20 protein-coding genes are annotated in these 24,050 nt (G+C 33.5%); 8 read left to right on the top strand and 12 right to left on the bottom strand.

The features are described from left to right. Window positions 1-5: 5 nt before the first annotated feature. Window positions 6-2,312, bottom strand: a complete 2,307-nt coding sequence (locus N4A35_02080) for a SpoIIE family protein phosphatase (protein MCT4580177.1) — start codon at window positions 2,310-2,312, stop codon at window positions 6-8. 21 nt (window positions 2,313-2,333) lie between these two features. Further along, window positions 2,334-3,191: an acyltransferase family protein gene (locus tag N4A35_02075; protein MCT4580176.1), complete on the bottom strand. Its 858-nt coding sequence runs from the start codon at window positions 3,189-3,191 to the stop codon at window positions 2,334-2,336. Between the two features lie 58 nt (window positions 3,192-3,249). Here N4A35_02075 and N4A35_02070 point away from each other — a divergent pair, with 58 nt between their 5' ends. Further along, a complete protein-coding gene (locus N4A35_02070) occupies window positions 3,250-4,134 on the top strand; it encodes a radical SAM protein (GenBank protein MCT4580175.1) in 885 nt (294 codons plus the stop codon). On the opposite strand, the gene N4A35_02065 is transcribed toward N4A35_02070, so the two are convergent. The 8 genes from N4A35_02065 to N4A35_02030 form a co-directional block, all read right to left on the bottom strand. Next, on the bottom strand, window positions 4,131-4,610 hold the full coding sequence (locus N4A35_02065) for a hypothetical protein (protein MCT4580174.1): 480 nt from the start codon (window positions 4,608-4,610) through the stop codon (window positions 4,131-4,133). The two genes, N4A35_02070 and N4A35_02065, sit on opposite strands and share 4 nt — an antisense overlap. Further along, a complete protein-coding gene (locus N4A35_02060) occupies window positions 4,607-4,900 on the bottom strand; it encodes a 4a-hydroxytetrahydrobiopterin dehydratase (protein ID MCT4580173.1) in 294 nt (97 codons plus the stop codon). The genes N4A35_02065 and N4A35_02060 overlap by 4 nt, the downstream gene beginning before the upstream one ends. Window positions 4,901-4,944: 44 nt before the next feature. Beyond that, a complete protein-coding gene (locus N4A35_02055) occupies window positions 4,945-6,681 on the bottom strand; it encodes a glycoside hydrolase family 55 protein (protein MCT4580172.1) in 1,737 nt (578 codons plus the stop codon). A gap of 14 nt (window positions 6,682-6,695) precedes the next feature. After that, window positions 6,696-7,901 (bottom strand): GAF domain-containing sensor histidine kinase, encoded by a 1,206-nt coding sequence (locus N4A35_02050; protein MCT4580171.1) that lies wholly within the window; start codon window positions 7,899-7,901, stop codon window positions 6,696-6,698. Between the two features lie 192 nt (window positions 7,902-8,093). Further along, window positions 8,094-9,986, bottom strand: a complete 1,893-nt coding sequence (dnaK, locus tag N4A35_02045; protein MCT4580170.1) for a molecular chaperone DnaK — start codon at window positions 9,984-9,986, stop codon at window positions 8,094-8,096. A 232-nt stretch (window positions 9,987-10,218) separates the two neighbouring features. Further along, on the bottom strand, window positions 10,219-11,721 hold the full coding sequence (locus N4A35_02040) for a hypothetical protein (GenBank protein ID MCT4580169.1): 1,503 nt from the start codon (window positions 11,719-11,721) through the stop codon (window positions 10,219-10,221). 6 nt (window positions 11,722-11,727) lie between these two features. After that, window positions 11,728-12,186 carry a T9SS type A sorting domain-containing protein gene (locus N4A35_02035; protein ID MCT4580168.1) on the bottom strand — a complete coding sequence of 153 codons (459 nt, stop codon included), beginning with the start codon at window positions 12,184-12,186 and terminating at the stop codon, window positions 11,728-11,730. A gap of 92 nt (window positions 12,187-12,278) precedes the next feature. After that, window positions 12,279-14,117 carry a 1-acyl-sn-glycerol-3-phosphate acyltransferase gene (locus N4A35_02030; protein MCT4580167.1) on the bottom strand — a complete coding sequence of 613 codons (1,839 nt, stop codon included), beginning with the start codon at window positions 14,115-14,117 and terminating at the stop codon, window positions 12,279-12,281. Between the two features lie 282 nt (window positions 14,118-14,399). Between N4A35_02030 and clpP the strand changes: the two genes are divergently transcribed. The 4 genes from clpP to tpiA all read left to right on the top strand — a co-directional run bounded on the left by clpP (window position 14,400) and on the right by tpiA (window position 18,613). Further along, on the top strand, window positions 14,400-15,095 hold the full coding sequence (gene clpP / locus N4A35_02025; protein MCT4580166.1) for an ATP-dependent Clp endopeptidase proteolytic subunit ClpP: 696 nt from the start codon (window positions 14,400-14,402) through the stop codon (window positions 15,093-15,095). Window positions 15,096-15,172: 77 nt separating this feature from the next. Next, complete coding sequence (gene clpX, locus N4A35_02020; protein MCT4580165.1) at window positions 15,173-16,408, top strand: ATP-dependent Clp protease ATP-binding subunit ClpX; 1,236 nt, start codon at window positions 15,173-15,175, stop codon at window positions 16,406-16,408. 126 nt (window positions 16,409-16,534) lie between these two features. Further along, window positions 16,535-17,848: an ABC transporter permease gene (locus tag N4A35_02015; GenBank protein MCT4580164.1), complete on the top strand. Its 1,314-nt coding sequence runs from the start codon at window positions 16,535-16,537 to the stop codon at window positions 17,846-17,848. 6 nt (window positions 17,849-17,854) lie between these two features. Beyond that, window positions 17,855-18,613, top strand: a complete 759-nt coding sequence (gene tpiA, locus N4A35_02010; protein MCT4580163.1) for a triose-phosphate isomerase — start codon at window positions 17,855-17,857, stop codon at window positions 18,611-18,613. A gap of 574 nt (window positions 18,614-19,187) precedes the next feature. On the opposite strand, the gene N4A35_02005 is transcribed toward tpiA, so the two are convergent. Then, the gene (locus N4A35_02005; protein MCT4580162.1) at window positions 19,188-19,766 is read right to left on the bottom strand and encodes a pseudouridine synthase; all 579 of its coding nucleotides are present in this window, start codon (window positions 19,764-19,766) and stop codon (window positions 19,188-19,190) included. Between the two features lie 52 nt (window positions 19,767-19,818). Continuing rightward, window positions 19,819-20,217: an acyl-CoA thioesterase gene (locus tag N4A35_02000; protein ID MCT4580161.1), complete on the bottom strand. Its 399-nt coding sequence runs from the start codon at window positions 20,215-20,217 to the stop codon at window positions 19,819-19,821. A 329-nt stretch (window positions 20,218-20,546) separates the two neighbouring features. On the opposite strand from N4A35_02000, the gene N4A35_01995 reads away from it, so the two are divergent. The 3 genes from N4A35_01995 (at window position 20,547) to N4A35_01985 (ending at window position 23,980) form a co-directional block, all read left to right on the top strand. Continuing rightward, on the top strand, window positions 20,547-20,951 hold the full coding sequence (locus tag N4A35_01995; protein MCT4580160.1) for a MerC domain-containing protein: 405 nt from the start codon (window positions 20,547-20,549) through the stop codon (window positions 20,949-20,951). 3 nt (window positions 20,952-20,954) lie between these two features. Further along, the gene (gene folE / locus N4A35_01990) at window positions 20,955-21,617 is read left to right on the top strand and encodes a GTP cyclohydrolase I FolE (GenBank protein ID MCT4580159.1); all 663 of its coding nucleotides are present in this window, start codon (window positions 20,955-20,957) and stop codon (window positions 21,615-21,617) included. A 119-nt stretch (window positions 21,618-21,736) separates the two neighbouring features. Then, window positions 21,737-23,980 carry a family 10 glycosylhydrolase gene (locus N4A35_01985; protein MCT4580158.1) on the top strand — a complete coding sequence of 748 codons (2,244 nt, stop codon included), beginning with the start codon at window positions 21,737-21,739 and terminating at the stop codon, window positions 23,978-23,980. The last annotated feature ends 70 nt before the right edge of the window (window positions 23,981-24,050 follow it).

Below are 24,050 nucleotides of genomic sequence, written 5' to 3'. Positions count from 1 at the left end.
TCACTTTAAAATTTAATTCCAATGATGGAAACGTCATCCATCTGCTTTTGATTACTATTTTTTAGCCAACTCTCAAATTCTTTATTGATGTTTTCTTTTTGTTGTTTGAGTGGGTGTTTAGCGTTACTTTGTAATAAAGTTCTTAAAGGTTTGTAGTAATATTTTTTTCCTTTTTCTCCACCTCTTTGATCTGGGAATCCATCCGTAACCAGGTAGATTAAGTCTCCTTTTTGATAAGGTATATAGTGGGTTTTGATCGTTCCCACTTCATCATCATTTCCTAAAAAGATATTACTTCCTTTATACTCAACAAGTTGATTTTCACTAACGTGGTAGATAGGGAAGTGCGCACCAGAAAATTCAATCATTTGATCGTCAATTACACAAACGCCAAGATCCATACCATCGTTAATACTATCATTGTTTTGATTGAGCCTGTTTTTCAACTTATGATTTACAGCTTTAAGAATTTCAGCGCTCTCATAAATTTCGTCATGTAAAATTTCTTTTAATATATTAATTCCAATGATCGTCATAAAAGCACCAGGAACTCCGTGTCCAGTACAGTCACCAAGTACAATTACTTTCTTGTTGTTAGCTTCATAGCACCAGTAAAAATCTCCACTTACGATGTCTTTAGGTTTAAATAAAACAAAGTTGTTGGGGAAAATTGAAGTTATTTCTGATTGAGAAGGAAAGATTGCTTTTTGAATCTTTCGACTATAGTTAATGCTATCTTTAATTGCTAAATGTGTTTTAGAAAGTTCAATTTGCTTTTCTTCCATGGCTGCTTTTTGCAGTTCAATTAGTCGTTTTTGTTTTTGAGTGATGTTAAACCTTCTAAATAAAAATAATAACAAAAATAAGGCTATTGCTAACCCGCCATATAAGTAATATTTCTTTAAACGTTCATTCTTGATGTTTTGATTTTGTTGTTCAATTTGAAGCTGTTGAATAGCATCTTTTTTAACTTGTTCTAAACTATCTTTTAAACGAATGTTGGTAAACTCAAATTGAGCGAGTTGCCTTCCTACTTCTTGTTGACTTTCAGTAGAATTTAATGAATCTGATATTTCCACAAATTTTTCATGCCAAATTAAGGACTGTTCAGCTTTGTTTAATTGTTTGTACTGCTCGTAAAGACGTTTAGCAATAACTCTTTTCTCATACATTAAGTTCTTTTCTTCTGCAATAGCCCAAGCTTCTTCAAATGATTGAACAGACTTTTTATAATCTTTAGTGTAATCATAATATTCACCTAAGTTTTTTAAAGGAAAAACTTTGTAATTAGCAGCATTAATTTCGTCGAAATCATCAAAGCTTTTGGTAAAATGATCAGAAATTATATTGAGAATAATTGCTTCATTTTGTTGTTCATCATGTTCTAAATTTACATTTTGTAATAAAGGAATTTTAGAGGGAGGAACTCCAGAATTTAAGAGTTTTAAAAAGGTTTCTCCAATGTTACCATGTGCAAGCCCTCTCCTAAGGTTACTGTTAGAATTTAAAACTTTATAAGTATGTTCTAAAGATTTTTCTTGGTTGCCCAATTCAGAATAAGCTGCCCCCATATTGAGATTAATTAAATCCATTTTAGAGGAAAGAGTTATAGAATCATAATCTTCTAATAATTTATTGTATAAAACAATTAATTCATCATACTTATCATTGTCTGCCAATACTTTACCTATATCTAAATTCGCAGAGATAATTCTTGAAGTATCCTGTAAATCAATAGCTAACTTTAAGGAATTATTAAGATTTTCAAGAGCACTATCATAGGCCCCAACTTTGATGTTGTAACTGGCTTTAGCGCTTAATGATATCGATTGAAATTTTACATTTTTAGCAGCGACAGCAGCTTGATATGTTTTTTCAGCATAAAAAACAGCAGAGTCAATATTTCCTAAAATATTATGAGATTGGTTGAGGTTGTGATATAATACACATTTAATTCTGGCTGGTCCAGCTATTTTTTCGGCATATTGTTTTCCAATATTAAAGATTTCTATCGCTTTTTTAAACTCCTTTTTAGTTTTATAATAGACACCGTTAAGGTTGTATGCAGTAGTTAAATGTTCAGGGTTGTTAGTTTGTTTGGCATATTCAATCGCCTTTATTGAAACTGGTAAAAGTGAGTCAAGACTTTGATTAGCGATATGGGCTCGAACCAATAAAACATAATTAAACATCTGGACAGAATCATCTTCATGCGGAGTGTGATAAGTACTATGAGTGAGTGAGTCAATGTAGTCAGTTTGACCGTAGTTGAACAAAGGGAATAATAGAATAAAAAGGAATAATTTTTTCATACTTCTTCTGGTGAGTGCTATCTAAAGTTTAAAATTATAATTATTTAATAAATTACGAATAAAACTATTGTCTTTTAATCCATGTTTTTGGCGATATTCAATCATTTTTACAATCCCTTTGTATATCTCGAGTTCAACTTCAATTCTGATTTTCTCTAAAATATCATCAGTTACTTTTTGATGATACTGACTGGTATTAATAGCTTTTCCAAAGTTGTAATAGATACGCTTAGGTTTAGGTAAAAAAGTACCTCCTAATCCCGCCACAATAGGTGGAATATTTTCCCCGCCTTTTAGGTATTTCTTGGCAATTCCACTGTCTTTTAAAAGTTTACCAACGAAAGAGTTCATGATATCTTCTTTGTCTAAAACAATATCGTATAACTCATCTCCCCCTAAGCCAGCTATAGGGATAATGGGGTAGTTATTTTCAATGGCCATTTTTACAAAACCATATCGTTCTTTCCAAATCAATTGGTATTCTTCTCCATCATTTTTAAAGGCTTCATTTGTTCCTCCCGGGAAAACAAGGATGTGCTGTTTTTGCTGCATTAGTTCTTTACAGTTCTCTTTCGTCGCTATTACACCGCCGAAATCAGACATTAATTTTCTCCAAATGGGAATGTGTCGCTGCATTTTATCAACTAAAGGCCTTAAATAAATCTCCTTTTTGTGAAGCAATTTAGCCATGTATAAAGGTCCATCTGTTAATCCTAGTAACGTATGGTTAGATACATACAATGCAGGTTGGTCGTGAGCTAAATTTTCTAACCCAATATATTCTGGTTTAAAATACCACTTGACAATCTTATGAATTACTTCTCCAGTTTTTTCATTTGGAATTCTATATGTATCTTTAGGCCTAAGGTATTTGGTCATTTTTTTGTTTTGCTTTAATAAACATACAAAAAAATACTGAAATAAATCTTTGTTTTTAATGATGTATTTTCCAATCGCTTATCACGAACCATTGTTTCGACCACCTAGTGAAGCAAGGTCTTTAATTTTACAGGTTACTTTAGGTTGTAGTAACAATGAATGTGCATTTTGTGAAATGTATAAAACCAAAAAGTTTACCGTAAGAAAATTTGAGGAGATAAAAGCAGAAATAAAACAAGTTGCCCAACTTCAAGTTCCAATACAAAAAGTGTTTTTAGCCGATGGGGATGCTTTTGTTTTATCTCCTAAACGCCTCATTCAGATCTGTAATGAAATAAAGGTTAATTTTTCTACAGTGAGAAGAATTTCAGCTTATGCTTTACCTTCGAATATTAATAAAAAAAGTATTGAAGAGTTAAAGCAATTAAAGGCAGCTGGACTAGAACTGTTGTACGTAGGGATTGAATCTGGAGATGATACCGTTTTAGAAAATATTTCCAAAGGAGAAACTTATCAATCTACAAAGGAGGCAATGCTCAAGTTAAAACAAGCAGGTATTAAAGCTTCCGTAATGGTGTTGATAGGGTTAGGAGGTAAAAACTTGACACATCAACATGCGCTTAATTCTGCTAAGGTTTTGAATGAAACACAGCCCGAATTTGCATCAACTTTGGTGCTTAGTTTTCCTTATGGTGTTGAAAAATATAAAGAGGAGTATCGAGGAGAATTTATAGAACTATCCAAAAGAGAAGTGCTTGAAGAATTACAGTTGTTTATCGAAAATTTAGAATTAGAAGATACGGTGTTTAGAAGTGATCATGCATCTAATTACTTAGTGTTGAAAGGTCGATTAGGAAAAGACAAAGAACAACTTTTAAATCAGGTTAAAGCAGCACTAAATAACCAAGAGAATCTCAGACCAGAATGGATGAGGGGACTTTAAAAGTTTCGCAGTTTTTCAATTGATTCTTCGAAGTCATATTGTAAATCTTCATGGATTTTCAATAGTGCTTTTTCAATCAAAATAAGTTGTCTTTTATAAATATTGTAGAGCGTTGTGTTATTTTTTATTGAAGGATGAATGTTTTGTAATTGTTCGCAAAAATGAATCAATAATTCAGCTTCTGTTTCTTTTTTCTTTGAGTATTTGATGTGCTTCTTTATCAATCTTAATATTCTACGGACACTTTTTTTGATATAGAAATAACTGTTGGTGTTAATCTTAGAGAATTCTAATTCAACCTCTAACTTTAATGCTGTTATAAACCTGTGCTCATCCTCTTTTTCGAAAAGAATATAGTTTAAAAGCTCTTTATTCTCCTTTTTAAACTTTCCTAATTCTAAACAAATGAGTATTAATTGTTCTTTGGGAATTGTTTTTAATTCTTTTCTTATTTCTGTAATTGAAGCAATATTCATAGTGCAAGATTTTTGAGTAGCGCCTGAGTTTGATAAGCAAATTTAAAATCTAAATCACTGACTCCTCCAATGTCTTTGGTGGTAATTGATAGGGAAAGTTGTGTATAGGAATTTGACCAGTCTGGATGGTGATTTAACGATTTTGCTAAATCACCAACCAAATGAATAGCTTTTAGAGCTTGATCAAAATCTGAAAAACGATAGGTTTTACAGATGGTGTTATTTTTATAGCTCCAGCCCTCTAATTGAGAGAGGTGCTTTTCTATAGCTTTTTTACTGAGTGTGTCCATTTTTAACTTTTACAGTAGCCAAAGCTAAAAAAAATAAGGCACTATTAGAGGTTTCTGTTCATTTCTCTCCACGTTCCATCTCCATTTGAAATGAGTGTGATTGAACTATTTAGTGTTGATGTATAACCAGTAAGTAATTTAATATAAGCACCATTAACAAGACTTGTTCCTGCATTATTGAATAAAAGGGTAATAACGGTTCCTTTAGGCATTCGATCATTGGATAAATGGTTGATTCTAGCTATAGTATTTGTTCCATTAACCTCAAAAATATTACCTGAATTAGGTAAAGTTAAAAATGTACTAGTAGGTGTGCTAACAGCAGTTATACTATTACTTAATGTACCATTTAAAATTCCTCCAGAAGTAGTTATTGGTGCTGCTTCAATTTTTGGAGGAGTAATGCCAAAGTTAAGCGTTGGGGAGGTCAGGTATATTTTTGTAGAGTCAGAAGAACTAGAATTATCAATATAAAACTTAGGATCATATGGGATTGTAGCAGATATTGCACTAGTCATACCAATAAGTTGCCATTGGTCATTTCCAGGGTGGTAAAGGCTTGTAGCGGTTCCTGATGGAGCTTTACAGATCGTAGTGATAATATCGCTTTTATCGGTTTTTATAAATGCTCCAAAATTAACCGTTTCATATTTTGAATTAGAAAGTACTTTAGGTAAAAACGTTGGAGAAGGTCTTAAATAGGAAGTGATTCCTGGTGGAATAGTTAGTTCAATGACTTCCTGATTGGTATAAATTTCATCAGCAACTTCTTTGACGACTATGGCAGTGTTTCCAATTTCCCAATATGGAATGGTATTGTTTGCAGTTCCTTTTAAGCTAGAATTAATAAAAAGATTGGAATTAGGGTTGTGGTATCCTAGAGATTTCCCACTTTTAAATAAAATAGTATTATCGCCATTGTCTATCGTTAGGCCACCTGAGTAAGTTCCATTTAGAATAGAATTTTTGGTTCCTGCTTTAAATTCGACTAAAGGCACATGCTGTGGTTGTTGAGCGCCCTCAATTCTGATGTCATTTCCTATAACTTCGCCCGCTTTAACGACAAAGTGTCCTTTAATAGAAGTGTAAGGCTCCATAATCATAGCATTAATAATGTTGTTATTCCCCCCCTCAGCTAGAAAACAATAATCAAAACCTCCACCAGAAATTGCTCCATGGTAGAAAGAGTTTGAATTAACATAAGAAGATTCATCTTCGTCAATATGTATTCCGATTTTCGCATGTCTAATTCTTAGGTCGTAGAATGAGCAATAACTAATTCCGCCTCCATTTTTGGCTTTTAGTTTAAGTGCAAAAGTATCTGTGAAGCCAAAGATTAAAACGCTCTTAAGAATAATGCTTTCAATGTCACTGTTGTTAGCTATTATTTTAACCCCTCCAGCAGCTCCTGCGTTGTCGGTATCATAGATTGTTAAGTTGTGTAGACCCGCATTATGTCCAGTAATTTTTACAGTCAACTTAGTACCTATGTTTTTGATTACTGTACCGTTAAATGGAGTAGAGGTAGCTGTTGCACCCTTTCCTTCTCCAATAAGGTTTACTCCACCATACAGTTTTAAGGTGTTGTCTATAGCGTATGTTTTGGCTGAAAAAAGGACTTTAGATCCCGTTTGAGCAGCACTATCAATTGCAGCTTGTATTGCAGTATAATCATTTGTTGTACCATCACCAACAGCCCCAAATTGGGATACGTGGATGGGAGTTTGACCATAAATGTAGGATAAAAAGAAGTAAAGAAAAGATACAAAAAGGTGTTTCATAATTGATGTGTTTTTTATTTTTTTAGATTGAATGAGAATTTTGTGCCTGTTCCTATTTTTGAACTGACCCTTACTTTTTCGCCATTTCGTTCCACTAATTTTTTGACAATGGCTAAACCAATTCCATTTCCCTGGTTTCCATATTTATCTTGAGTAGCAGCTGTTTCAAACATCATAAAGATTTTGTCAAGGTCTTTCTCCATAATTCCAGGACCGTTATCCTGAACATAGAACTCATAATAGTGAGCAGATTCATCAATCCCTATTTCAATAGAGGTAATAGGCTTATCATTGTATTTGATGGCATTGGAGACCAGATTCACGATAATTTGATTTAGAATAGTTGGGTTAATTTGTAGTTTTTTTACCTCATTGGTAACAAATGTTAACTCAAATTTTTCATGACATTTAAATAAGGCAGTAATCCCTTCTTTTAGTTCATCAATAGTAATATCTTTTTTCTTTTTTTGATTGATAGCACTAGCTCTACTATAAGTCAAGAGACTATCAATCATATTGGCTAATTTTTTTGAAGATTGTGCAAGAAGATTAAGCATGTGCTGTCCATCAGCGTCTATTTGTGAATGGTAGGATTCTGCAAGTAATTTTGAAACGCTTGTAATACCTACTAATGGAGATTTTAAATCATGTGCAGCAATCGTTGAAAAGTTCTCAAGCTCTTTATTTTTTTGTTGGAGTGTAATCAATGTTTTGGTTAATGTGATGTTTTGCCTTCTCAGTATAAGTAGATTAACAACTTGTTTGGCAAGAGCTATGAGGGAATCCTTTTGATATTGAGTTAGGTGTCTAGGCTCTTTATCGATTACACATAAAGTGCCTATTGGTAAGTCGTTGCTATCAGTTAAAGGAACTCCAGCATAAAATGTAACATGTGGTGCTCCCACTACTAGGGGATTGTCGTGAAATCGTACATCTTTAGTCGCGTCTTCAACAATAAAAATGGGGGCATTTTCATTGATCGTATGTGAACAAAAAGCAAAGTCTCTAGGAGTCTCTTCAGCTTCTATTCCAAATTTAGACTTGAACCATTGACGGTTGTCATCTACTAAACTAACTAAAGATATAGGGGTACCACAAATTTGTGAAGCGATTTGTGTTAAGTTATCATAATCAGATTCAGGAAGTGTATCTAAAATGTTGAGAGATCTAAGGTAATCAAGCCTTAGCTTTTCATTGGGGTGCTTTTGGGGGATAATCATTTTGTAGGGGTTGATGGGGTGAAACAATAAAATCTAGCGAGTTTTTTTTTAAATTCAGCTAGTATAAATCTAAAATATAATAATTAAAAAGTCAAGTAGGGAAGGTTTATTTTTTGATAGGGAACTTATTTTTGGGCATAAAAAAACACCTTTTGAATTCAAAAGGTGTTTTTATTTTTAAGTTAAGTTTGATTAAACTTCTTCAAAATCAACGTCAGTTACTTCTTCGTCTCCTCCGTTATTTGCATCTCCTCCTGGTTGAGCTTGTCCTTCAGGTTGTCCTTGAGCTCCTCCATACATGTCTTGGCTTGCAGCTTGGAAAATTTGATTTAATTTATCCATAGCTGGGGTTACTTGCTCTACATTTTTAGAAGCGTGAGCCATTCTTAACTCTTTTAACGCCTCTTCAATTTCTGTTTTCTTGTCAGCAGGTAATTTATCACCATTTTCTTTTAGTTGCTTTTCAACTTGGAAGATTAAGCTATCCGCTTGATTTAAGGTGTCAATTTCTTCTTTCTTCTTTTTATCAGCATCTGCATTAGCTTCAGCTTCTTGACGCATTTTTTCTATTTCTTCTTCACTTAGTCCAGATGAAGCTTCAATTCTAATATCTTGCGCTTTACCAGTAGCTTTATCTGTAGCTTTTACAGTAATGATACCGTTAGCGTCAATATCGAAAGCTACTTCAATTTGAGGAACTCCTCTTTGCGCTGGAGGTAATCCATCTAAGTGGAATTTACCAATTGTTCTATTATCAGCGGCCATTGAGCGCTCTCCTTGTAATACATGGATTTCTACAGATGGTTGGTTATCTACAGCTGTAGAGAAAACTTGAGATTTTTGAGTAGGAATAGTTGTGTTAGCATCAATTAATTTAGTCATTACACCTCCCATTGTCTCAATACCTAAAGATAATGGTGTAACATCTAATAACAATACATCTTTAACTTCTCCTGTTAATACCCCTCCTTGAATAGCTGCACCTAAAGAAACAACTTCATCTGGGTTAACTCCTTTTGATGGAGCTTTTCCAAAGAATTTCTCAACTGCTTCTTGAATAGCAGGAATACGAGTAGATCCACCTACTAAGATAATTTCATCAATATCGCTTGTGTTTAATCCTGCATTTTGTAAGGCAGATTTACAAGGCTCAATAGTTCTTTTAATTAAATCGTCAATTAGTTGCTCAAACTTAGCTCTAGTTAATGTTCTTACCAAGTGTTTTGGAACACCATTTACTGGCATAATGTATGGCAAGTTTATTTCAGTTGAAGTTGTACTTGATAACTCAATTTTAGCTTTTTCAGCAGCTTCTTTTAAACGCTGTAATGCCATTGGGTCTTCTCTTAAGTCTAACCCTTCATCTTTTTTAAATTCATCAGCTAACCAGTTAATGATTTTGTCATCTACATCGTCTCCTCCTAAGTGAGTGTCTCCATCTGTAGACAATACTTCAAATACACCATCTCCTAATTCAAGGATAGATACATCATGTGTTCCACCTCCAAAATCGAATACTACAATTTTTTGATCAACACCTTTTTTATCCATTCCGTATGCTAATGCAGCAGCGGTAGGCTCATTGATGATTCTTTTTACTTGTAATCCAGCAATTTCACCAGCTTCTTTAGTCGCTTGTCTTTGTGAATCGTTAAAGTATGCAGGCACAGTAATTACTGCCTCAGATACTTCTTGACCTAAGTAATCTTCTGCAGTTTTCTTCATTTTTTGAAGTACCATCGCAGAAATTTCTTGTGGAGTATATAATCTACCATCAATATCTACTCTTGGAGTGTTGTTATCTCCTTTAACTACTTTATAAGGAACTCTACCTATTTCTTCAGAAACTTCTGAGAATGAATTTCCCATAAATCTTTTAATAGAAGAAATTGTTTTTGTTGGGTTAACAATTGCTTGACGTTTTGCTGGATCACCAACTTTACGTTCTCCACCTTCTATAAAAGCTACAATTGAAGGAGTAGTTCTTTTTCCTTCAGCATTTTCAATAACAACTGGCTCGTTTCCTTCCATTACAGAAACACATGAGTTGGTTGTTCCTAAATCGATACCTATTATTTTTCCCATTTTACGATATATTAATTAGTTCGTTATTTTTTTGTTTTCATTTTCTCTTTAGTCAATTCTTGTGCCATCTAAAAAAAAAGAAAATTATATGCCATTTTTCTTATTTTCTCTGACAAAGCGACAGTTGCTATACATCTAAATAACTATAATACTGAAAAAAAGACATAAAAAAAGCTGCTTACTATATGTAAGCAGCTCTAATCACTCGCCTCAATCCTCAATTTTGGGGGAATTAAAATGAATCGTTATCTCTTACGATAGTTGTTCCTCCATTGGATACTCCTAAACTAACATTTCTTAAAGCGTTTTCTGTTACCACTAATCGAACGTTAGCGCTAGCGTCTGTAATGGCATTTGAACCTCTAACAAAAGAATTATCAGAAATTTTAACCAAATTATATGATCCTGTAAAATTTCCTGTAAGGCTAATGTATGGAGAAGCTCCTGTGTCAAAAAATGAGTTGCCAGAAATATGGATGTCTGTTAAAGCGCTTCCAGCCATGTTAATAACAATATGACTGCTTCCTCCTGTTAAAGTATAGACATCGTCAAAACTATTTCCTGTAATAGAATGTTTCCCTCCCTCATAGAGGTATAAAACAAAATCGTCACAGCTGTTTCCTGTAAAGTTTCCACTTTTTGAGTGCACTTCAGTATCGTCAATTGTGTTTCCAACAAGATTACCTACCGAATAAAACGTAGAAGAATTAAAGTCTCCTCCAATCTTTGAATCTCTGATTTTTGAGTTGGCAATTGAAACTACTCTATTGATATCGCAGTTGTTGATTTCACTATTGGTGATGTAACCAATAGCTCCAGTACTTCCCACATTACAGTTGTTAAAATAGCATCCGTTAAATGTTGCATTAAAACCAAAATCGGAAATGTTGGTAAAACTACAGCCAATAAAAACGGTTTGTTCAGCGGCATCAATGGTCACATTTTCAAATTTTACGCCTTTAATGACACTAATGTCTTGAAAGCTAATTTCTTCAGTTCCTGTTCCTATAAATTGACCTCCTGATATTGACATCCCCTCATAATTTAACTTGTTGTAATTAGAGGTTAGGTTAATTGTTCCTTGTATGTTTACAATGTCGTCTATTCCAGTAGTAACTGTATTGAAGTTGGTATTGTCAATAGTGATTATGCCATTGTTGCCTCCTGACATTGGAAGTGTAATTGTGCCTCCACCATTGCTCAATGTTAAATCTGAACCGCTAATAGACAATGTTTGAATTTCATTAGTAGGATCAGCATCTGCATCATCTGGTGAGGTTAATAAAGTTGGTTGGTTCGTTAAATCATTATAGTCTCCACTAAAAGTATTTTCAGCTGTTTTAGCATGAAGAGCATAAGGCACAGATAAAAGTTGTGACGTTCCCATTAGTTGGTAATTACTTCCTCCATTGGCATCCATTTCAATTTTTACATAATGAGAAGCGGCATCCCAATTAATTGTATTCATAGCACCTGAAACAACTGTCCCACTACCAATTTGTAAATTAACAAGTCCAAAGTTATTGGTGTTGGCATTGTGTGTTTCTGTATATTCAACAGTTCCATTGGCAGAACCAGATACAATACTTATTTTAAAATTGACAGCTTGATTGGCGATTATTGTTCCCGAGTTATCTCTCGCTACTGCTTGGTATTGCATTTTTTGTGGTGTCTGACCAAAAGCAAAAAATCCAAAAGCAAAAAATGAAGCAAGTGAAAGTATAATTTTTTTCATACAAATTTATTTTTTTATGATTTTATAAGTATTCATTGTATCATCTTCCTTGATTGTTAGAAGATAAATACCCGATGATAGTTCTTCAATATTAAGTTGTGTTGTTAATTCCGTAAGTAAAAATGATCGGACGCTTTTACCATTCAAATCAGAAATAAAAGCAGTGGTGTTTGGATTCGCCTTAGATGCTTTTATTGTAAGAATATTAGTCACAGGGGTAGGGAAAATGGAGAATGTGGTAGTAAGTTGTTCTTCTACAGTACTTACTGTGACTTGTGGTTGGTGGAATCCTTGAGTAATAATATTATTCCCGTCGTCCTCTGTGGAAACAACTGTTTCACCTATGGTCCAGTACAAATGAGTGCCTCCATTGTTGAATGCATTTCCTGCTGGAGCAATAACCTCTTGTCCAATTAAAGCCCATGAACTTAAGGTGAATGAAGCCAATATGATTCTTTTTAACATAGAAATAGTTTTGCTTAATGTTTAAACAAAACTATTCGATGTTGTGATCGATTCAAATACCTAGTGTTAGGTAGAGTGGTACTTGAGGGAAGTTAATTGACGAGTAGTTGTAAGTATCCTTTTTGGTTAAGGTAACCTCTTAAGTTAACCTCAACCCAAGTAAAGGGAGTATTGTGTGTAGGATGCATTACTAGAGGACCTTTTACTAAAACTAACCCTTTTTCATTAGCTTCTAATTCTTTGGTTTTGTCATTAGGATCTACGATTTTTACAGCAACTCCTTGAACTGGTCGGCCAAATGTGGAGGGAATATTACCGTCTTGTTTGAGCACTTTCCCAGCGATATCTTTACCTCTATAGTTAGGAGTGTTGATACTCAATAAGCCAACAATTCCCTCTATTCCCGTAGCTTTAAATATTTTCGTGTTTTGATTTTCTAATAATGATACAATTGTTTTGTTGAGGTCATAGTCGGTAATAATGTATTTAATGCTTTCCCAGTTTTTTTGCAATGTATTTTGGTATAATGCTTCAATTTGAGTTTGTTCCCCTATTAACGTGTTTGCAATGGCTATACTCTTTCTATCATGATTAATAATAGCAGAAAGGCCTTTCATTACAGGAAGCGCTATTTTAGTTAAAAAACCAATAGCAGAATAGGTGTTTTTTAGGTTAAGTGTTAAACCGTATTGCGCTATATTGTGTGTGTTGGAAATGCTTTCTGTAAAAGCATTAATGTTTGTTAAAGATAGTTGGTCTATGATTAGCTCTTCATTGTTAAAGTTTCTAAACCCAATTGAAAAGCTGGTGGCAGATTTTCTTTTCATCCTAGTAATTCGAAAGATTAGGTAGGGGAGGAGTGCAATGAACTTACTTTTAAAAGACGTTTTTAATTTGAATGTATTCACATCAATACCGTCAATGATAGAACGGTTATCTGTTAATGTTATGCAATTACTGTATTTATTTTTTAAATCACTCAGATAGTTATTGAAGTCATTGGGATCAATTAAGATGCTTTTTTTTCCTAAATAACTCAAGGCCAAAACAGTTTGGATTAGTTTTAACTCATCCTCCATAGAAACTACTGCAACGCCTTTTTGTTTAACGATCTGTTTAAGTTGCTTAGCGAATTCAATAGTGCTAATTTTAAGCTCCTTAGCTGTAATAGGAGCGGAATGATTCATCAATAATACCGCGTTATTTTTTTGCTTAAAAATGGCATTAGTAAAATTTTCGTATTTATTTGAATGCGCATAAAACGCACTTTCAGCTGCTAATTCTAATACTTTTTGTCTAGCTTGAAATGCAGATGTGGTGTTGCTAAGTGGCTTACCAACATTAATGATAATTTGTTTTCTTAAGTTCGATAATTTGAATTTAAAGAAGTCGTTTTTTTGAAGAGAAAAAGTGAATGGACTACCATTTGCTCCATATACATGTAGAGGAATTATGGGAGCTGTAATACCTGAAGCTATATACTCCATCCCTCTTTTAAATTCTAAAAGGTGGCCATTTCTTGAAACCGTTCCTTCGGGGTAAATGACAACAATGTTCCCGCTGTTTATTATTTTATGACACCTTTCATTAAATGTTTTTAAATTATTATCAGAGCTTCCAGGGCGAGTAGGAGCAATTGGTATCATGTTTAAACGTTTTAGTAGCCAATGAACAGCTTTGTGATAATAAATTTTATCATACATTACAAAGTAAACTTTACGTTTAGTAGCTAAGGTTATCAAAATAAAATCTAAATGAGAAATATGATTAGCAATAAGGAGAGCTCCTCCAGATTTAGGAATGGTGTATCCAATTCTTTTTTTATTGAAGATAACCTTACCTATAGTTCTTAATGTTATTTGAAGTGTTTTGTATGGAAAAACAATAAAAACAACAAAATATATTACTATAGGTATGAAAAAGTATAACATGATTGATTTATTATAGTTGGTAACAAATATAGGTGAAGATAGCGCATCATAAGGATAAATAAAAAAGAAAAGCTTATCATAAAAAAATGATGGTTTGTTTTTTATTAGTTTGTTTTTTAGAGGGTTAGAAGTGTTGGGTCTTACTTTTTTTTGAGCAGAATAGTTTTTTTTATGATTGAAAAGAATGTGAAATTTTCCTAAAATAGACTTAACTAAAGCAAGAATTAATAGGAAGCGTGTAAAAAAAATGATTACTTTTAGAGTTCAATAAAAACGAAACGAATGAACAATTTTGATACAAACGAATTTAGAAAGTATGCAATAAAGCATAGAGGTATTTCTAGTATGGTTATGGATGATTATATCTCAGCAATGGGAAGAACTCCAGTAGGGATGACTCCAAATATTATAGAGGAGCGTCAAATGAATGTAGCTATTATGGATGTGTTTTCTCGTTTGATGAGAGATCGAATTATTTTCTTAGGGACTGGAATTGATGATTATGTGGCGAATATCATTACTGCACAATTATTGTTTTTAGAATCAACTGATGCTAAGAAAGATATTCAGATCTATATCAACTCACCTGGAGGATCGGTTTATGCAGGTTTGGGGATTTATGATACGATGCAGTATATTGGCCCAGATGTCGCTACAATTTGTACAGGAATGGCAGCTTCAATGGGGGCAGTGTTATTATGTGCTGGAGCAGATGGAAAAAGAACGGGGTTAAAGCATTCAAGAGTAATGATTCACCAGCCTTTAGGAGGTGCTCAAGGGCAAGCTTCTGATATTGAAATTACAGCTCGTGAGATTCAGAAATTGAAAAAAGAGTTATATACAATTATTTCAGATCATTCTGGAAAGCCGTATGATGATGTATGGGCTGATAGTGATAGAGATTACTGGATGACTTCACAGGAAGCAAAAGATTATGGAATGATTGATGAGGTGTTACAACGTAAACCAAAAGCATAATTAACTAATAAAATAGTATAGATAAAAAACCGCCTTATTGTTAAGGTGGTTTTTTGTAGCCCTTAAAAAAAAGAAGAATGAAAGAGAACGATGTTAGATGTTCGTTTTGTGGTAAATCTAAGGATGATCCAGGAGTAGATTTACTAATCTCAGGAATATCGGCTCATATATGTAATAATTGTGCAGTTCAAGCCGAAGCTATCGTAAAAGAAGATGCTGCTGCTAGAATTCAAAATGTTGGAAATTCTGAGTTAACTTTATTAAAACCTCAAGAAATTTTAGCTCATTTAGAGCAATACATCATAGGTCAAGATGATGCTAAAAAAGTACTTTCAGTAGCTGTTTATAATCATTACAAAAGATTAAATCAAGCAATAGAAGAAGATGAGGTAGAGATTGAAAAATCCAATGTGATTTTAGTAGGGGAAACAGGTACAGGTAAAACATTGTTAGCTAAAACGATTGCGAAGCTATTAAATGTACCTTTTGCAATTGCAGATGCTACCGTTTTAACAGAAGCTGGCTATGTAGGAGAAGATGTAGAAAGTATCTTGTCGAAGTTACTTCAGTCTGCTGATTATAATGTTGGAGCAGCTGAAAGAGGGATTGTTTTTATTGATGAAATAGACAAGGTCGCTCGTAAAAGTGATAACCCTTCTATAACAAGAGATGTTTCAGGAGAAGGGGTTCAACAAGCGATGCTTAAGCTTCTTGAAGGGTCTGTTGTGAGTGTACCTCCACAAGGAGGTCGTAAACATCCTGATCAGAAGATGGTTAAGATAGATACTAAAAATATTTTATTTGTCTGTGGAGGTGCTTTTGACGGTATTAAGCAAATTATTGAAAGGAGAGTAAAAACTCAAGCAATAGGATTTTCAAATGATGATTCTATTGAGTTTAATGAAGAAAATATTCTTTCTTATGTTAACCAGTTAGATATTAAACAGTTTGGGTTGATCCCTGAGTTGATTGGTCGTTTTCCTGTGTTAACACATTTAAATCCTTTAGATAAAGAAACCCTTTTAAGAATATTATCTGAACCTAAGAATTCGTTAGTAAAGCAATATGTAAAACTATTTGAGTTAGATGATATTAAGTTAGAATTTAAAACAGAAGTTTTAGATTTTATTGTGGAAAAAGCTATTGATTTAAAACTGGGAGCAAGAGGATTGCGTTCAATTTGCGAAGCTATTCTTACTGATGCTATGTTTGAAGCTCCATCTAATGATATCACTGAATTAGTTATTGATTTAGAATATGCAAAATTAAAGTTTAGTAAATCGAAAATTAGTCAAGTACAAGCTATGGCTTAATTAAGTAAGTTTATTCATAGATACTAAATCCAAATTTCTACTGAAATTTGGATTTTTTTATTAAAAATAACTCAACCTTTCACTAGTGTAAAGTGATGTACTATAATTTATTGCTATCTTAGGCGGATGTTTAAGTTTGCATTTAAGAAATTAATTTATGGCTTTTTGGTGCTCTTTGGAGTAGTTACGGCTATTTTTTTTCTGTTTAATGCTAAGCCAGGAAATCCAGCATTAATGGTTGGTGGTCAACATGCAACTGAAGAGATTATTAAAAATATCGAAAAAGATTTAGGGTTGGATTTACCTTTAGGTCAAAGGTATTTACTCTATTTAAATGATTTGTCTTTTATTTCTTTGCATTCAAATCATCAAGAAAGCCACTACCATTTAGATGAGCAAAAATATGGTGAGAAGTATACCTTGTTGAGCCTTTCTGATCAATCAGCTTTAGTATTAAAGGCTCCTTACCTAAGGAGATCGTATAGTACGCGAAGAGATGTTTGGGCGGTGATTAAGGAAAAACTGCCAGATACAGCAATATTAGCGCTTTCAGCTGTGGGGATAGCCACTCTTATTGGTATTGTATTAGGGATCATAGCCGCTATCAATAAAGGTACATTTTATGATACGTCAACATTTTTAATTGCAGTTACTGGAATGTCAGCCCCATCATTTTTTGTAGCCTATATCATCTCTACTGTAGGAGGATTGGTTTGGTCTGAACAATTAGATTTACCTACTTTCCCTTTTATACTCCTGTTTTTATTTGTTGTAGTAGGGGTATTTAGTAAGTACTTAAATAGCAATAAAAATGTATCCCTAAGCTTAACTAAAATCTTAGGTTGGGGATTTAAAGGTTGGTTTATTGGTGTAGGAATTTGGGTGTTATATATAGCTGGTTATAGTATTTTTAATTTTCAAGAAATAGACTTATTAGGGAATTCAATTCCGCTTCCAGGAACAGGATTAGATCCAGAAGGTCCATTGGTTGATTTTGATGATGTTACTGCTGAAGATCGTTATTTTTGGGGGAATCTTATTTTGCCAACTCTTACGTTAGGAATTAGACCATTGGCAATTGTAACACAGTTGACTAGAAGTTCGATGTTAGAGGTGTTATCTCAAGATTATATACGAACGGCTAAAGCAAAGGGACTCTCTCATTATAAGGTCATCATAAAACATGCTTTAAGAAATGCTTTAAACCCTGTTGTTACAGCAATATCTGGTTGGTTTGCATCATTATTAGCAGGCTCGGTTTTTGTAGAACGAGTATTTAGATGGAATGGCTTAGGGAATGAATTGGTCACGGCGTTACAAAATGATGATTTACCTTTAATTATGGGCGCAGTAATAGTTGTTTCATCATTTTTTGTGTTAATTACAATTTTAGTAGATATTATATACGGGATTTTAGATCCAAGAGTAAGAATAAATTAAAAAAATATGAGAAAAAAAATAGTTGCAGGAAACTGGAAGATGAATATGAATCATCAAGAAGCGCTGGCTTTGTATAACGGGTTAGTAAGCAATGAAACTCAATTAGATGAAAATGTGCAGGTTATCGTTGCTCCTCCTTCAATCTATTTAAGTGAGTTTTCTCAAATTAAAACTAATCGTATTCGTTTGGCAGCTCAAAACTGTAGTGAGCATGAGAAAGGTGCCTATACTGGTGAACTTTCTGCAGGAATGTTAGTAAGTATAGGTGTTCAATATTGTTTGGTTGGACATTCTGAAAGAAGGGAGTACTTTGGGGAAACCAACGAGTTATTGAAAGAAAAAGTGAATGTATTGCTTGAAAACAACAGAACTCCGATTTATTGTTTTGGGGAAGTGCTAGCGGAAAGAGAAGCTGGGAATCATTTTAATACAGTTAAAGAACAGGTGGTCAAAGCCCTATTTCACTTAGATGAAACACAAATTACTAAAGTAATTTTGGCATACGAGCCAGTTTGGGCAATTGGAACTGGTGTAACTGCTAGCCCCGAGCAAGCGCAAGAAATACATGAGTTTGTAAGAGAGTTATTAGCTGAAAAATATGGGCAAACAATAGCTGAAGAAATTTCCATTTTGTATGGAGGTAGTTGTAAGCCAGCGAATGCAAAAGAACTGTTTGCTAATCCTGATGTAGACGGAGGGTTGATAGGTGGAGCTGCATTAAAAACAGAAACATTTATTCCTGTTGTTAATGGTTTTTTGAAATAGTTATGACTTTTTCTTTCGCTTGGAGATTAGCCGAATTACAAAATCACCCAAAGAAAAATAAAAAATAAAAGAGAATAAACTGAGTAAAGAAAAATCAATGTAATGTCTTGGTAATGGAAAGTTAAGCTGGGTATAATTTTCAGAATAAATCCAGGTTCTATATACTATTAATGCAAACTCTATAATTACAATACTGATAAATCTGTACCAAGGAAAAATTGTTGTATAGCTTATTTTTTGTAGTTGTTTATTCCATAGAATTATTGTCATAAAAATAGAAGAGATAAAGTGGGAGAAATAAACTGCAATAAAAAAGGATTTGTAGGGGTAAAATGATATTGAAGGGTATTCAAATCCCATAAGAGGTAATAAAATTGATAGGTAGCAAAGGACTATTGTTATAAATGTACGATTGATTTTATTTTTTTGACCTACAAATTTTAAGTTGCTGCAATATAAATACCCTCCATAAATAGGCGAAAACAAAATACTTGTAATTATTATTGATGCTTTTGAAAAAAGTATAGTTTCATTTTTATATGGTGTATCATCAAGAATGTTGTCCATCATATAATTAAAAGATTAATTCTTCAACTTCTATAACTCCACCACTTATGAGGTTGTTTAGGTGAATGTTACCTATTCTAACCCTAATCAATCGAAGAGTAGGGAAGCCAACAGCAGCGGTCATTTTTCTTACTTGTCTAAATTTTCCTTCAGTTATTGTGATGGAAGCCCAAGTAGTTGGGCCATGCCTTTCATCACGTATTTTTCTTGATCTTTCAGGGAAAATGGGGGAAGGAGATAGCATTTTTGCTTTACATGGTAAAGTCATATATTTTGTTCCTCTTATACCAATTTCAACGCCCTTTTTTAGTTGTTCTATCGCTTCGGGGGTGATCTTACCGTCAACTTGAACATAGTATTCTTTTTCTACTTTTTTACTTCTTACAGCATGGCTTGTTTTACCATCAGTAGTTAGTAGTAATAATCCTTCCGAATCTTCATCTAAACGACCAATTGACATGGTACCATCAGGAAAATCATGGAGAGAGCCAAGCAGCCCTTTTTTCTTTTTTCTTTTACCTTCATAGATGAATTGAGATAAAAATCCATAGGGTTTATGTATGATAAAGTGACGGTGATTGAGCATTAGGGAATGGTGAAATATAAATCTTATTAATAAGAGGTGAAGAATATTTATGTTAAGTTTGGCTATCTTTTAGCCTATCTTTTACATATTCTATTGCTTTTTTACCATGAGGTTTGGGTTTTCCATTTTCATCCAGGTTAACCATTGTTATAGAAGCAATTGTCAAAATTGTTTCTCTTGTCATTTTGTTTCTTGCTTCACAACGAAGTGTCAATGATGTTTTTCCAAATTTAACAACATCTAATCCTAACTCTATGATATCTCCTTGCTTAGCGGAAGACATAAAGTTAATCTCGCTCATGTGTTTGGTGACTACTCGAGTATTTTCGAGTTGTATTATAGCATAGAGAGCTGCTTCTTCATCTATCCATGCTAATAACCTCCCTCCAAATAATGTTTCATTGGGGTTTAAGTCTTCAGGTTTTACCCATTGTCGTGTATGAAATCTCATCGTATTTAATTTTAATATGGTTATACATGCTAATATTAAAATAGAAATATTGTTATTCCCTCCATTTCGTTTCCACTAATTTACAACTTTTGCTTGAAGTAATGAATCTAATAATTGAGTATTAATTTAGTATAATGATGAATCTTATTTCAAATTAGTAACCTTAACCAAGCAAAATGCTTTGCTTGATTTCATTTTTCATTTAACAGTTGATGCTAACTTTTAATATTGTGAGGATGTTGTTCATTAATATTAATCAGTCTTTTTTTATAAAATGCAACAATGTTGCATAAAAAGTGTTATTTTTGTTGCCTAAATAAAAAATAATCATGTTGCTAACACGAAAATCTGATGTTTTAGGGGCGTTTTTTAGTACACTATGCATTGTACATTGTACGATAACACCATTTCTTTTTGTTGCGCAGACATGTACAGCAACTTGTTGTGAATCATCACCTGAATGGTGGCAATACTTAGATTATGCTTTTATTATAATCTCTTTTTTTGCAGTAGCAACATCGGTTAAATACACAACAAAAAAATGGATGATATATGCTTTTTGGGCAAGTTGGATAGCTTTTGTGTTAGTAATAATAAATAGTAGTGTAGGTGGCTATTCAATTCCAAGTGTTTTGAAGCATGTTCCTTCTGCAATGTTAATAGGTTTACATTTATATAACAAAAAGTATTGTAGCTGTGAAGATGGCGTATGTGTACAATCAGAAAATAAATAGTTTATGGAAAGCGAGAAAATAGAATTTATAGGAGATAATCATATTTCAACAAGTGTAGAAACACCTTTACGGCCTGATGCTTTTGTTAAATCAGATGAGGAAAAAATAGAGAATATAAAGCATCATTTTTCAAAAATTATGGAAGAGTTAGGTCTAGATTTATCTGATGATAGTTTAGCAGGGACACCATCAAGAGTTGCAAAAATGTATGTTAAAGAATTGTTTTATGGGTTAAACCCTAAAAATAGACCAAGTACAACGACTTTTAATAATAAGTATAATTATAAAAAGATGTTGATTGAGCAAGATATTGTCATTGATTCTGCTTGTGAGCATCATTTTTTACCTATGATTGGTTATGCTCATGTAGGATATATTCCTAATGATAAGGTGATAGGTTTATCTAAGTTGAATAGATTGGTAGATTATTATGCACATAGACCGCAAGTTCAAGAAAGATTGTGTGAACAGATTTGTAATGATTTACAAAGAACTCTGGGAACTGAGAGTGTTATTGTAGTTATTCATTCAAAACACCTTTGTGTGTCTTCTAGGGGAATAAAAGATAAATCTAGTTTTACAACATCAGTAGCTCATGGTGGAGACTTTGAGGATGAAGTTGTCAGAAATGAGTTTTATGAATTAATATCAATGGGGAAAGTGTAGGAGTACCAACACAAGATATCGTAAAGCGCTAGAAAGAAAATTAAAGTACTTTGGGAATGATTTCTAAGTTATTTTGAAATCACAGTAAATAGCCTTAATATTGATTAAATATCTAGTAGATGAGGCTTTTTATATCATTTCTTTTTATGTTGTTCTTTGCGGTGGCTATTAATGCTCAAAACCACCCTAAAGAAGAAGTTAGGGCAGTTTGGTTAACGACTATTTGGAATATTGATTGGCCAAAAACAACAGGCGAGTCGGCTCAAAAATTAGAGTTGCAAGGAATCTTAGATAGTTTACTAGATGCAAATTTTAATACCATCTATTTTCAAGCTAGAGTCAGAGGAGATGTTAATTATAATTCAACCATAGAGCCATGGGCGAGATGGTTTTCAGGTACTTCAGGGCAGTCTCCAGGATGGGATCCATTAGAATATGTCATAGAACAAGCGCATATTAGGGGAATGGAAGTGCACGCTTGGTTTGTAACTTATAATGTCCATTCAGGAACTAGTTCGCCGGCTTCAGCTCAACATGTTGCTAATCAGCACCCGTCGTGGATAACACAGTGGGTGAGTTCTAGTGGAACAACATTATGGTGGTTAAATCCTGGGGTTCCACAAGTCAAAGATTACTTAGTCTCACTTGTTGCTGAATTGGTAAATAACTATGAGGTAGATGGGATACAGTTCGACTATATTCGATATCCTGATGATAATTTTAATGATGCTGTACAATATAATACTTATGGAAATGGAGTGCCACTTGCTGACTGGAGACGGGAAAATATTAATCAATTTGTAAGAGAAGCTTATGATACAATCCAACAATTAAAACCTGATGTTAAAGTCGGAAGTGCACCTATTGGAATCTATCAAAACATACCTAATGCTACTGGTTGGGAGGGGTATCACGAAATTTATCAAGACTCAAGACAGTGGATGGTTGAAAATAAACATGACTACCTTTGTCCTCAAATATATTGGGATATCAATACCAATCCGATGTTTAATGTTTTGGTAAATGATTGGGTCCAAAATGCCAATTCAAGGCATGTTTATCCTGGTGTAGCTGCATATAGAATGTTAGCCAATAACTGGTCAGCATTTGAAATTTTAAGTCAAGTAGACGGAGCTAGAAATAATCAAGGTAAAGGTCAGGCGATGTTTAGTGCCTATGATATTTATAGTAATACGAATAGTTTAATGACACAATTAAAAAACTCAAAGTATTTGTATCCGGCAAACATTCCGTCCATGCCATGGAAAGATAGTCTACCTCCAAACGCCCCTGTTATATCAAGTGTAAACCATAATAATGGGAGCTATCAAATCAGTTGGAGTGTACCTGCTTTACCGTCAGATTTAGATACTGTAAAATATTATAATGTTTATGCTTCAACCAGTTCTCCAATTGATATTTCTGATATCAGTAATGTGGTTGCATTTTATGTTAGAGGAACGAGTGTAACAGTCAATCTAAATACTGTGCCAGCTAATACACACTTTCTTGTGACGGCATATGATAATGGGTATAATGAAAGTCAACCATCACTAGAATATTTAGGGACAGGAGTTCCTGTAGGAGGTAGTTTACCAGTAGCTGATTTTTCATTTTCAACGACCACAATTTGTGAGGGAGATTCCATTTATTTTACGAATAACTCTCAAAATGCTGATTCATTTCTGTGGGCTTTTGGTCAAGGAAGTCCATATTCAAGTCTTGAGAACCCAGCTGTAAGTTATCAGCATAGTGGTACTTATACTGTTTCTTTGGTTGCTTCAAATAATGGGAATAATGATATGGTAACACAAAATATAGCTGTTACAGTATTGCCTGATGCTATAGCTAATTATACTTTTTCAACTGATACCCTGTTTTTACCTGGTGCAATTGCCTATTTTACGAATGGTTCAAGTCATGCCGATAGTTATGTCTGGGATTTTGGAAATGGTTTAACTAGTACAGGAGAGCATCCTTGGTCTGAGTATTTTAGTGAAGGAAGCTATGAAGTGACTTTAATCGCAGAAAGTGCAACATGTGATAACGATACCCTTTCATCAATGATAACAGTACTTAATTCTGTTGGGGTTTTGGAAAGTCCTATAGCTGCGTTCTCATTTCAATTATTACAGAACCCTGTTCGTGGAGTTTTGGATTATTTGATTACTTCAAATAAAAATGGCAAAGGTCAATTTTTGTTGATGGATGTAACGGGAAAAGTTTTGCTAAAGAGAGATTTACCCGTAGCTATAGGTAAGCACAGCTTTCAGGAAGAGATATCAAAGCTTTCTAGAGGGAATTATCAGTGTGTTTTTGTTATTGAGGATCAAGTTTTTGTAAAAAAAGTGATCAAACAATAAACAGAATAAAAGGAGCGTTTCAGGCATTAATTCTAGATCAGCTCTATAGCTTCAGGATGAAATGTTAAGT

The organism is Flavobacteriales bacterium, from assembly GCA_025210295.1.
GTDB lineage: Bacteria > Bacteroidota > Bacteroidia > Flavobacteriales_D > Parvicellaceae > S010-51.
The sequence above is the reverse complement of the archived record's forward strand: the minus strand, read 5'-3'. Positions and strand labels throughout refer to the sequence as shown.